Source organism: Clostridia bacterium (genome assembly GCA_026414765.1).
Taxonomy (GTDB): domain Bacteria; phylum Bacillota; class Clostridia; order Acetivibrionales; family DSM-27016; genus SKW86.
Genome location: JAOAIJ010000024.1, coordinates 1 through 12,575 on the forward strand (window position 1 = coordinate 1; position 12,575 = coordinate 12,575).

The following is a 12,575-nucleotide window of genomic DNA, read 5'->3' on the forward strand; positions in this document are numbered from 1 at the left end:
TAAAAGCTATAGAATATAGGCTTGTAGACAGGTGACTAGTATGATTGAAAAAAAACTTTGTCAGTTGATAAACACCGGTGCCAAGGGGGCTTTTGCGGGAATAGTTATTGCCATGCTTTACATGCTTGCATCCTTTGGAAGTAAAATTCATTTGCCGACAATCTCATATTTTCTTCTGTTCGGAATTTCAGCGGGGTTTTTTATATCATTTTTAGCCGCATTGGCAGACAGGCTATGCAAGCAGATATTTGCCGGGTTCGGCAAGTATTTATTAATTCCTCAGCTGATTTCCACATATATAGTAAGCGCTCTTACCTTCTTTTGCCTGTCTTTTATCATTAGTAAAGTGCTTCTGGGTTATTACCCTGAGGTAATGTCAGTATTCAATGCATGTTTCTGGACGGGGATGGCTTCTTTGATTGTAGCTCTTATCTTTAAGGTGATAGAGGAAAAGGAAGAGAAGCTCCACTTGGAAAAAGAGAATCGCGAACTCGCTGTAATCGAAGAACGCAGCCGTATTGCCCGGGAACTGCATGATTCAGTTTCCCAAAACCTGTTTGGTATCAGCTTGAGCCTTAAAACAGCAGAATTTCTGCTGGATACAGATATGCAAAAAACCCGCGCCATAATAGGGCAGTTGCAGGGAATGGTACAGGAAGTCCAGACTGAAATGCGGTTGATGATTTATGAATTAAGGCCTTTGGCACTTGAGAATAAAAGCTTCTTCGAGGCGTTGGAAAATCTCGCAGGGCTTTTTAGAATGAGGTATAACCTTGACTTGAAATACAATATGAAGGGTAATGAGGAAAGTATAGGAAGCGCAGCAAAAGTAACTCTGTACAGAATATTACAGGAATCTCTCAATAATGTTGTAAAGCACGCCCAGGCGGATACAGTTACTGTGACTTTGGAGATCAACAATGGTACCGGCAAAATGATGATAAAAGACGACGGAAGGGGCTGTGATACAGTCAGTTTACCGCCACTTGGGTGTTATGGCATAAATAACATGAGGGAAAGAATCAAGAGCCTTGGTGGGCAAATCGCTGTAGATTCATCAAGTGGAAAGGGGACTACTGTTACAGTGGTTTTCCCTGTGCAGCATTTGGAAGGATGAATGTATATGAGTTATGTTTCAAATGATGGAACATACATTGCCTTTGATAATAAAAAAAACAAACCATAATCTTAATTGAACGGGCTGGTCTAAAAAACTGTAGAAGGAAAAACGAGAACTATATGGATTTCATAACACCTGCTAAATGATGAATTAGGAATGGTATTGTAAAAAATTGTATAAAACTATAGACAAATGGAAATAAATGTTGTATAATAAACTTACTTAAGCGATTAAGTGTGTGAGTTAGATTGATACATAACAAATGTATATTGACAGAAAACTGAAAGTTGAATTTTATATTTTCTAATTCATTTCTAAACCATATCATAAAATATCTTTATTATTCCGGTAATCGATTGAATAATTATATTGGTTCATATAAGTGAGCATTTAGAAAGTTTATGTATCAGAAAAACGGTCATGTGAGGTTAGGTTTTTAGGCGATGCTTGTCCAAGGGATAAATAAACTGGATAAGTATGCACTTTTTTGTTGTGCTTAAATGCTTCTGTTTGTTTAGTATGATTTCTATTTGTGTTAACACAAAAATAAATAAGGTACTTGCAACCCATTAATTAGTTTATTTTTGAATTTAGTTGCAGCAGATTAAGAATATGTATTTATCTGGAACAGGTTGTTGATTCAGGTTAGGGCTAAGCTGCTTACGTATTTTCAGCTTTAGCACAGGCTTTATTGTTATGCTCTTTTTCTGTGACAGCTGTACCACAGGCTAGCACCACTAAACAAAGTCAATTATTTCAGGTTGCAATACGTAAGGAGGTGTAAGAAAAAAATAACGCGGAATATGCTTGCAATCTCTAAGTCATGAGCTTATGAATGAAATTCTTAGGTCTATTCAAATTCTGAAAAAACTAAAGATTTTAGGAGGATAAATTATGTTTAGTAAGTCCAAAAAGATAACATGTATAGCAATGTCATTTCTGTTGATTTTATTATCATTATCAATCATTGGCTTTGTACCGGTTTCAGCGGCAGACAATACCGGCGGACAGACTGCTGCTGCAAGCGCAAACTTATACGGATTACCTGATAGAACTGAAGATGGAGTTATGATCAATGCATATTTATGGCGTTTTTCCGATATAAAAAGCCGTTTGAGGGAATTTGCAGAAGCAGGATATAAGTCCATCCAGGTTTCGCCTGTACAAAGAATCAAGTCATCAGGAGATCAATGGTGGCTTTTATACCAGCCTTGCAATTTCCATATCGGGAACAGGCAGCTTGGAAGCTACGAGGATTTCAGGTTGCTCTGTGCTGAAGCAGAAAACTATGGAATCAAAATTATTGTAGATGCTGTTGTTAATCATGTGGCAGAAGGCAATTATAAAGGCACATGGTCTGATGAAGTTGATAATGAGCTAAAGCGCAGTGATTTTTATCATAACCGGGGAGAGTGCGACAACTATAAGAATAGAGAAAAGGTGACTCAATTTAATTTGGGCGGTCTTCCTGATTTAGCAACTCAAAGGTATGATGTGCAAGACATAATACTAAATTTTTTGAACGAGTGTATTGATGCAGGTGCCGATGGATTCCGCTTTGATGCTACAAAGCACATTGAGACCAATAGAGGAGAAGACGCCTGGAAACCATGGGCTGGGAACTTCTGGGACAGAGTGTTGGGAGGATTGCATAACAGAAGCAACCTGTACCTTTATGGTGAAGTTCTGCCTGATGATGCTGACAATGATGAAGTATATAGACAAATGTTCGATATTACAGCTCACGGATACGGCGGTACAGTGAGAGGTGCCGTTACATCAAAGAATCTGACAGGAGTACTCAATATTAACCACGGGGATCACAGTATTCCGGCAAATGAAGCCTTGTGCTACTTAGAAAATCATGATGATTATGAACATAATGTTTCCAGAAGCTTAGGGCAATGGGAAAGAAAAATGGCTTATGCCATAATTGCTTCAAGGGCACAGCTGACACCTAATTTCTTCTTAAGACCTTATGAGGATTTATGGAAAGACAGTGATGTAAAAGCAGTTAATAAATTCCATAATGCCATGGTCGGTAAAAATGAATATCTTAGATGGACAAGGAACGAGACAATACTAATAGAACGTGGAGATTCAGGTGTTTCCATTGTAAATCTTGGAGGAGATACGTACATTGATTCTCCTACCAACCTGAAAGAAGGTACTTATTCAAACAAAGCAAGTGCATCGTGTACTCTCCAAGTTTCAGGTGGAAGGATAAGAGGTAATGTCCCAGGGGGGAAAATTGTTGTTCTTTACGATGAAGTCGTGCCACCTAATGTAGTAAGCTGGAATCCACAAGTTCCGGTTTCCGGAGGGAATGTGACAATCACTTATAACGCTACAGGAAGGCAGCTTCAAGGCTCTACAAGTGTGAAAATACACTGGGGCTATGATGGATTTATAGGGGTAACCGACACCACAATGACATCGAAAGGGAATAATATATGGGAAGTAACGCTGACTGTACCGGCAGCGGCAAAGACCAAACTGGACTTTGTATTTACTGACGGCAGCAAGTGGGATAATAATAACAGCCAAAACTGGAACATTCCCATAAATCAGGGGCAACCATATGATGTAGTAAGCTGGAATCCACAAGCTCCGGTTTCCGGGGGGAATGTGACAATCACCTATAACGCTACAGGAAGGCAGCTCCAAGGCTCTACAAGTGTGAAAATACACTGGGGCTATGACGGATTTATAGGAGTAACCGACACTACAATGACATCGAAAGGGAATAATATATGGGAAGTTACGCTGACTGTACCGGCAGCGGCAAAGACCAAACTGGACTTTGTATTTACTGATGGCAGCAAGTGGGATAATAATAACAGTCAAAACTGGAACATCCCGATAGGACAACTTGCTACAGTTAGCTGGAATCCACAAGCTCCGGTCTCCGGGGGGAATGTGACGATCACCTATAACGCTACAGGAAGGACACTGCAAGGCTCTGCAAGTGTGAAAATACACTGGGGCTATGACGGATTTATAGGAGTAACCGACACCACAATGACATCGAAAGGGAATAATATATGGGAAGTTACGCTGACTGTACCGGCAGCGGCAAAGACCAAACTGGACTTTGTATTTACTGACGGCAGCAAGTGGGATAATAATAACAGCCAGAATTGGGGCATAAATATAGGCATTTAGTATAGCTCCGGAAAATACAGCGTAAGAAGGGAACCCGGAAATACTGTTGTATTGTGTAAATGTATTAATGTAAATAATGTGTTTAGCAACGTGAGATACTCCTTCCTGGTAATAGTATAAATTCAGCCAGGGAGGAGTATTCTTACTGATGCCGTTTATTCAAGAAAAAGCAAGAAATAACAAAAGGTTGCTAATTATTTTGTAATATCTAGTATACACATATAAGAAAAATAGAGTATTTAAGAGTATTTCCCCATATGCTGACAATATTTAGGGAAATATAGTTTTGCCCGATGGGAAATCAAAGTAGCATAAATAGGCGGGTGGAGGCTAATTTATATAACATATATTGACAAAAATTAGTATATTGTATATTATTGTATACATACTAAAGGAAAAAAATGTAATAAATGTAAACATATATAACCTATCTTCTGAAAGTTATTGTTTCATATAAAAGGGATAATAAACAAAAATGGGAGGGATATAAATGTTAGAGGTGATCGAGTCAAAGCTGGTTTCAATCATCAAGCAAAATGTAAGCTTTATTAATGACATAGATCCTGCTAATAAACTTCAGGATCTGGGTATAAATTCTATAACCTTTATAAAAATAGTAGTTGCTATTGAAGCAGAATTTGGGTTTGAATTCAATGACGATGAACTTAATTATGACAAATTTAACTCTCTTAGCGATGTAGTTAAGTATATTGACGAAAGAACTCATTAATGGCGTAAGCAAATTCTGGCAGGTTTCAGTTTACTTTCAATAATATTTTTATAAAGGTGGGGAATAATGTGCTAGATACTATAATTAAAAATGATTATCTAATACCTGAAATTGATCCTTTTGTAGACGTATGGTATAAAGATTGCTTTCATAGTTCGCTGTTTCCTATAATCAATCACTTCGTTGGAAACATAAACCCTTTCCTGATTAAAGACGTATTCCTGTATAACACTGAAAATGGTGAAGACTTGCCTTTAATTAATTTCAAATCCAAACAAATAGAAGAAAGAAAACTTATTTATGAAATATTGGATGAAATGGGGATAAGCTGTAAAGCCAGGATAGTTAGCAGTGATTTGATCAACGACCTGGTAGAGGTTATTAATAATAACAAACCTGCAATTATCGGGGTAGACTGTTTTTACGAATCCATAAGAGCGGATGCTTATAATAAAGAGCATGTTGCACACTCTTTGCTGGTGTATGGCTTTAACAGAGGGGAAATGTGTTTTAATATTATTGAACACAGTTTCAGGTTTAGTATAGATTTTAAACCTAAAACAATTACTTTCTCTGACTTAATCAATTCTTATAACGGCTTCCTGGAGAATCTGAATGACTATAAATTTACTAAGGACAGGCTTCCTTCCATATGTAGAATTAACGGCATCTTCCCAAGCTTTTATGAATTTGCCAGGGGTGATAATCTCCAGTCAGCAGGCACATCTCTTAATGACACAAAGTATATTTCCAAATATGCAAATTATATGTTGAATAATAAAGACATGTTTTCTGATTCAGTAGAGAGCATTAAGACTTTTACTGAAGAATTTCAGAGTGTAATTTCCGGTAACCTGTTTCTTTCAGGTGATACAAATCAATTCTTAGATAATCTGAATAATGTGATAAACAATAAAAAGGCGGAAAAATACGTATTTTGTAAGGTGTTTGGCTCACAGGCAGGGATAGTGGAATGCTTTGACAATGTAATAAATGATTGGACTTCCATTAGAGCATTTCTGGCAAAGTACGTATATTCGACTATTTATAACAAAACGCATATGGACAATTGCTTCAGCAAACTAGAAAACATCTATAATCAAGAGAAGCAATACTATGATATGTTGTTTTCGCTCATGAAAACTATTGTTTGACAAAAATAATATTTTTTTTACCCCCTAAACTTACAAATAAATACATAATTGGATATAAATACATTAGTAAATTCGAAATGTTGTTTAAAAAGAAAGGGATATACTAATGAGCGATAGTGGAATAGTATTCTTTTGTATTCAGATAAGTCTGATGCTTTTGGTGGCAATTATATGTAAAAGGATTGCAGACAAGCTTAATTTGCCGTTGGTTTTAGGCGAACTTGTTGCAGGTATAATAATCGGGCCTACTATCTTAGGTGCTCTTTCACCACATTTATATAACCAGATCTTTTTGTCTCAGAGTGTCAGCTCTACAGGAAGAGAAATAGTTGTAAAATTGGGACAATTGTTTTTTCTGTTTATTATAGGTTTGGAATTGAATCTGCATTTTCTGAAGCAGCAGAAACGTAATATAGCTTGTATCAGTATTTCGGGTATATTGGTGCCTTTTGCTTTAGGGACAGGAATAGTATTTTTTTTACCGGGTATCTGGAATTTGCAGGCCCAAAACAAAACAGTATTTGCTTTCTTTATAGGCATTGCATTATCTATATCTGCACTTCCCGTTATAGCAAGGATACTTATAGATCTTGAACTGCTGAAAACAAGGTTGGGAACAGTAATACTTTCAGCAGCGACAATCAACGATCTAATCGGATGGATTATGTTTTCAATTATCTTAAACAGCTATCATACCGAACGATCAGATTTTAGCAGTACACTGATTATTGTAGCCATTGTAGGAGTTTTTGTTGTCGGAATCGGGATTTTCTACGCTAAACAAAATTCAGCTTCAAAAATAAGAACGGCTTTTGTAAAACAACGGAATTCCTATGAGATTCTGATAATATTAATCCTACTTGTGTCTGTATTTATGGAAACCATTGGGCTACATATGGCTTTAGGCGCATTTATTGTAGGCGTTGCTTTTTCATCAAAAGCGAATTCTTCAAGTCAGGTGATTGAAACTATCAAAAAGTTCACTAACGGGTTTTTTGCTCCTGTATATTTTGTATCTATTGGACTTAAAGCAGATTTTATTACAAACTTTGATTTGAAACTGGTTTTGATTGTTACTATAGTTGCATGTATCGGTAAAATATGTGGTGCTTTCATCGGGGCAAGAATAGGAAAAATCCCTTTGAAAGAATCATTGATAATCGGATTTGCCATGAATGCGCGAGGGGCTATGGAGATGATATTAGTAACTATAGCCTATGAATACAAAATAATAGATCAAAGGGTTTTTGTAGCAATGATTATTATGGCAATTGTAACTACACTGATCAGCGGTCCTGCCATACAAGTTCTGCTTCCTAAAAAAATAAAAGTGGACAGGCTTGAATCAAAACTGAAAAGGGTTTCTAACATTTAAAGTGTATTGGTTTTGTACTATCGGAAACTGTAAGGTAGGCAAAGCTATAAAATAAACACTGCTTAAAAAGGCGAGGAGGTAGAAAAATGTTTAATATCCAGGAATACAACAGCAACAGTCAGAATTTAAAAAACTTTCTTAAGAGCTATCAGCTGAGACATCTGCACAAAGACAATACTCCCATGACAATATCTTTTTTAGTTACAGATCGGTGTAATCTGAGGTGCAAGCATTGTTTCAATCATAAAACACGTATTTCAGATTATGAGAAGGCAAAAGAGGAATTAACATTGGATGAATATGAAAAGCTGTCCAATTCGCTTGGTTTTTTTGCTTCAGCATTAATTTGCGGTGGAGAGCCGTTTTTACGTGAGGATCTTCATGAAATCATAAAACTGTTCCGTGTAAATAACAATGTCCAATGGTGCGGAAACGGAACAAACGGACAGTTAACCGATAATATTGTAAAGCAGGTTGAACTCATATGTAAGCAGAATACCAGCAGGCGTTATGTCCTGACTTTTTCCATGGAAGGATTTGAGGAACAACACGATTTTACAAGGGGAACAGGTACATTCAAAAGATGCATGGAAACATGGAAGGAAGTTAAAAAACTGGAGGCTAAATACTCAAACTTGAGGCTGGCAACAGTTTCAACAATGACATCCATAAATCAAGAAATACTGCCTGACTTTTTCAGGTGGTGTGCAAAGGAAATGCAGCCGGCAGCTATGTCTGTCCTACTGGTCCGCCAGTCACCGAGAGGCGGAATGCAGCTAAAAGATGTCAAAGCCGAAAACTATGAAAAAGCGAGAGCGACTCTGAATCAATTGATAAAAGAAGGTAAAAATGGAGCTGTTAATTCTCCGTTAGCATATATACCTTCATCATACTATTACTACATAACCAGAACTATAAAAACGGGTAAAAGGTCATTTTTATGCTATGCAGGAAAGCATGGGGCTTATATAGACTATAATGGCGAGGTTAATGTCTGTGAGGTGTTTGGAGACCCGTGTTGTTCTGATATGCCTATGACTATGGGCAACCTAAGGGATTATAACATGGACTTTATAGAGTTGTGGAACAGTGAGCAGGCAAGAAAGGTCAAACAGTTTGTAAACCGCCACCCTGTTTGCGAGTCATGTACACATGAGACGGAAGGCATGCTTCCTTCGGTTTACTTTGAGCCTAACAACTTTGGAATAGAAAGTATGGAGAAGGAAAAGTGGTCTGTATAAAATTTATGTATGGAGATATGCTATGGAAAATTTAGCGTATGCTGATGGTATGCAAAAAAGTAGAGAGCCTCAATCAATATTTGAAAACTGGAATAATATGTTTAAGGACTCTTGCAAAGTATTACAACTGCCTTTCGACGATTTGCGGCTTAATAATTGTTCAGTTGAATACGGTTATGAGGAGCTTTGCCTGACGGGAGATACTGAAAGCAGAATACAAGAGCTGGCACAAAAGTATAAATTATCCGGGTTTATGATAATAAATGCTGCATTTTCAGTTTTAATAGCCAGATACTGTAACAGGCAAAAAGTGCCGGTTTTAAACCTGCTCCCATGTGAGGAGAGCATGATATTTGGAAACAGGAAATCAAAAGCGGTTGCTGTTTTTTTAGATATTTCCTCCAATCAGAATTTCATCAGTCTTATGAAAGATCAGGAAGAAACTATAAAAAACCTGTATGATAAGTGCTTTCTGTTTATGGATGAGTATGTTAGTCTTTCAGAAATAAACCCGGATGATAGCTGTTCTCCTGCTTTTCCGGTAATAATCAATTATCAAAAGCACTCAGGCGGTAAGTCGGAGGTACCCGACTATGAATATTTCCAGGAAGAGAAAAACAATGGATTTCCTATATTTGATATAATGCTGAATGTCATTGAAGAAAACCAGAAATGGAGTTATGGTATAAATTATAACACTTCAATTTTTAAGAGGGATACAGTAAAAAGACTACTGGAAAACCTAAAAACACTTCTGGTAAGTATTGTGGAAAATCCAAAAGGAAATGTTCTGGATACGGGATATATTTCTGACTCTGAAAGAGATATGGTCCTGAATGATTTCAACCATAAAGAAAAAGATTATTATACGGATTTTACAATAGTAAGTTATTTTAAAAAACAGTTATGTTCAAAAAGGGATAATGTAATTGCTATTGAAGAAGGCAAAACATTAACCTTGAATGAATTAGACAATAAATCGCGACTACTGGCAGAAAAGTTAAGGAAAGATGATAACAAGTATGTCGGCTTGATTGCGGAAAATGGCTTCAGCACTATTATAGGTCTCTTTGCTATACTAAAGAGTTCAAAATGTGTTGTTGCTATTAATTCCAAATACCCAAAAGGCAGAATAGAGTATATAGCAAATGATTGCAAACTGAATACTGTAATTACCTGCAAGGATTGTTATGAAAATGTACTAGGTATTACAGAGAATGTTAATACCTTGAAGGATGTTATTTGTGTAGATCCGGAGGACACAGAGCTTGACGGACCGGTATTGTCCGGCACTGGCAAGGAAAACGTGTGTGGGATACAGCCTGATGATCCGTGCTATGTAATTTATACCTCCGGAACAACAGGCAATCCAAAAGGAGTTGTCATTTCCCACCGGAACTTTATGATTTTATTTCTGTGGTTTACAGAATACCTTAAATTGGATGAAAGTTTAAAATCATACCAAAATCTTTCATACAGCTTCGATTTCGGGATGTTTGACATATTGTCATCAGTCCTCTGTACCGGCACTCTGTTTTTCATTAATAAGAAAAAACTGAGGAGCCTCAGGGACCACGCCGCCTTTATTAACGAAAACAAAATAAACAATATTTGTACAACCCCTGCTTTCTTTTCGATTTTATCAAGCTTCGGCATTGATATGCCTTCACTGAAAATCCTTCACCTGGGTGGGGAAAAACTGACGTACAAGCAAGTAGCCGGTTTTATGAAAGTACTTTCAAAAGATTGCAGGATATACAACGGCTATGGTCCCAGTGAATGTACGATTAACAATACTATTTATGAAGTGACGGAAGAAGACAAAACTCCAGATAGGGTTACGAAGCTGGCAAGTATACCTATAGGAAAACCCTCAGCAAATAACTATGTGTACATATTGGATGATAATAACAATCCCGTCCCTGTAGGTGCACCCGGAGAATTATGTATCGGTGGAGATGGGATAGGCTTGGGGTATCTGAATAATGAAGAGATGACCAAAAGCAAATTTCTGGATAATCCTTTTATACCAGGAAAACTGATGTATCGTACCGGAGACATAACCCGCTGGCTTCCTGACGGCAATATAGAATTTATTGAGAGGAAAGATGAACAGGTTAAGATAAATGGTTTCAGAATAGAAATCAGCGAGATTGAAACTTGTTTGTTATCTAATCCCCAAATAGATAAAGCTGCGGTGATACCAGCTGTGCAGGAAGGTAGTGATACTAGGTATTTATGTGCTTTCGTGGTATCAAAGGAAAGCATGAGCGCAATTGAAATCAATAAGTATTTACAAAACTTTCTGCCATACTATATGTTACCGAGGCGTATAGAATTTGTTGAAAACTTGCCGCTGACTCTAAACGGCAAAGTTGATAAAAGAAAACTTGCCGATACAATCAAATAAGCCGGGAGTTCCGGTAGTTACAAGCTAAATTAAAACTTTAGGATTAGGGGGAAAAAAGTGATGGAAAACTTTGAAAATGATGTTCTGGATTTGGTTAAGAGCAATATGAGGGAGGATCTGGCATCAACTGCATCGCTTTCAGTTGATTCACATCTTATAACAGATTTAGGTTATGATTCTATAAGGTTAATGGGGTTATTCTTTTCCATAGAACAGGATTTTAATCTGTCGATAATAAACAGCTGTGCAAACTATGAATTCTTCAGTGTAGAAACTGTGGGCGATCTGGTTGGTTTGCTGAAAAGCAAGATCAACGAAAACTAGGGGTATATGCTAAATGAGCAAAATTAAAGATATTTAAGTGCGCGGAGGTGTTTTAGGTGGACAAAATTGATATTAAGTTGTTTCATACGCCTATTCTGAATTGTATTGAAAATATCCAAACCTCAGTCGTTTCCTGGAAAGGTTATCATCACGAATTGTTATTTTCTGAGTCGTGGGGGTTTGCATTTGACAGTAAATGTACCGATGAAAAGATACTGCTGGGTAAACGGATCGACAGAAATGAACGCAGTATGCTGGAACTTTTTAAAGAACACTATGGTATGGAAATAAATTTTCACAGTGAAAAAAATGAAAATATGTTGTCAAGTATCCGTGCTGTTTTGGAAACCGGAAATCCGGTAGTAATAGGAATGGATGTTTTTTGGGAGCCATGGGGTGAGTTTTACCAGGAATTTCACCACTACCCTAATGCACGTTTAGTGGTTGGAATAGATGAAAAAAATGAAGTTTTAAACTACTACGCAATTATTAATTCAAAGGAAGAACTGCAGCTAAGCTTTGAAAACTTCGGGAATGGTTGTGGAATGTACGGCACATTTGATTTTAGTGGGAAAAAGAAGGATTTGGATTGGAAAAAGGAAGTTAGAAAATCCCTTTCAAGATTAGAGGGTAATATGGATACAGAAAGTGCATTTGATTCTATGAGACATTTCGCAGATGTTTTGGAAAATGAACTGGATATAGTAAAAGAAATCGAAGGCTATAACACTCATACATGGGTAGCCCCTATTATGCTGAATACTACGTGGGTTGCAAACGGACGCTATAAATTTGCAGAATTTTTAAAGTATATAACAGAGCATTTTCAAGCTGATGAGTTGTTGGATTTTTCAACACTCTTAATTCAGGCTGGCGACACCTGGAATACAATAAATGATATACTGACAAAATTAATGTTTGTTCCGGGTAACCGTAGTTTGATGAGCAAAATTGCATCAAGGATCAAAGAGGTAGCGGATTTTGAAGAAAATATAGCAACGAAAATGAAAGGGATTATTTGACCGTTACCAGGTAAAAATGTATTTTTTGTTGATA

9 protein-coding genes are annotated in these 12,575 nt (G+C 37.0%); all 9 read left to right on the top strand.

All coding sequences use genetic code 11. The annotated features are described in order from the left end of the window. Nucleotides 1-40 precede the first annotated feature (40 nt). The 9 genes from N3I35_10235 to N3I35_10275 all read left to right on the top strand — a co-directional run bounded on the left by N3I35_10235 (nucleotide 41) and on the right by N3I35_10275 (nucleotide 12,541). The gene (locus N3I35_10235; GenBank protein MCX8130465.1) at nucleotides 41-1,117 is read left to right on the top strand and encodes a sensor histidine kinase; all 1,077 of its coding nucleotides are present in this window, start codon (nucleotides 41-43) and stop codon (nucleotides 1,115-1,117) included. Nucleotides 1,118-2,014: 897 nt separating this feature from the next. Further along, entirely contained in the window at nucleotides 2,015-4,285 is a 2,271-nt protein-coding gene (locus N3I35_10240; protein MCX8130466.1) for a carbohydrate-binding protein, read from the top strand. Between the two features lie 490 nt (nucleotides 4,286-4,775). Continuing rightward, on the top strand, nucleotides 4,776-5,015 hold the full coding sequence (locus tag N3I35_10245; protein MCX8130467.1) for an acyl carrier protein: 240 nt from the start codon (nucleotides 4,776-4,778) through the stop codon (nucleotides 5,013-5,015). A 68-nt stretch (nucleotides 5,016-5,083) separates the two neighbouring features. After that, nucleotides 5,084-6,169 (top strand): hypothetical protein, encoded by a 1,086-nt coding sequence (locus N3I35_10250; GenBank protein MCX8130468.1) that lies wholly within the window; start codon nucleotides 5,084-5,086, stop codon nucleotides 6,167-6,169. Between the two features lie 106 nt (nucleotides 6,170-6,275). Beyond that, a complete protein-coding gene (locus tag N3I35_10255; protein MCX8130469.1) occupies nucleotides 6,276-7,544 on the top strand; it encodes a cation:proton antiporter in 1,269 nt (422 codons plus the stop codon). A gap of 86 nt (nucleotides 7,545-7,630) precedes the next feature. After that, nucleotides 7,631-8,785, top strand: a complete 1,155-nt coding sequence (locus tag N3I35_10260) for a radical SAM protein (protein ID MCX8130470.1) — start codon at nucleotides 7,631-7,633, stop codon at nucleotides 8,783-8,785. A gap of 22 nt (nucleotides 8,786-8,807) precedes the next feature. Continuing rightward, nucleotides 8,808-11,195 (top strand): amino acid adenylation domain-containing protein, encoded by a 2,388-nt coding sequence (locus N3I35_10265; protein ID MCX8130471.1) that lies wholly within the window; start codon nucleotides 8,808-8,810, stop codon nucleotides 11,193-11,195. 60 nt (nucleotides 11,196-11,255) lie between these two features. Then, on the top strand, nucleotides 11,256-11,519 hold the full coding sequence (locus N3I35_10270) for an acyl carrier protein (GenBank protein MCX8130472.1): 264 nt from the start codon (nucleotides 11,256-11,258) through the stop codon (nucleotides 11,517-11,519). 56 nt (nucleotides 11,520-11,575) lie between these two features. Then, the gene (locus N3I35_10275) at nucleotides 11,576-12,541 is read left to right on the top strand and encodes a BtrH N-terminal domain-containing protein (GenBank protein ID MCX8130473.1); all 966 of its coding nucleotides are present in this window, start codon (nucleotides 11,576-11,578) and stop codon (nucleotides 12,539-12,541) included. Nucleotides 12,542-12,575 lie beyond the last annotated feature (34 nt).

Bases quoted from the DNA above. Each gene is read 5' to 3' on its own strand.
- N3I35_10255 (MCX8130469.1), top strand. From the start codon at position 6,276: ATGAGCGATAGTGGAATAGTATTCTTTTGTATTCAGATAAGTCTGATG.
- N3I35_10270 (MCX8130472.1), top strand. From the start codon at position 11,256: ATGGAAAACTTTGAAAATGATGTTCTGGATTTGGTTAAGAGCAATATG.
- N3I35_10245 (MCX8130467.1), top strand. From the start codon at position 4,776: ATGTTAGAGGTGATCGAGTCAAAGCTGGTTTCAATCATCAAGCAAAAT.
- N3I35_10260 (MCX8130470.1), top strand. From the start codon at position 7,631: ATGTTTAATATCCAGGAATACAACAGCAACAGTCAGAATTTAAAAAAC.
- N3I35_10240 (MCX8130466.1), top strand. From the start codon at position 2,015: ATGTTTAGTAAGTCCAAAAAGATAACATGTATAGCAATGTCATTTCTG.
- N3I35_10265 (MCX8130471.1), top strand. From the start codon at position 8,808: ATGGAAAATTTAGCGTATGCTGATGGTATGCAAAAAAGTAGAGAGCCT.
- N3I35_10235 (MCX8130465.1), top strand. From the start codon at position 41: ATGATTGAAAAAAAACTTTGTCAGTTGATAAACACCGGTGCCAAGGGG.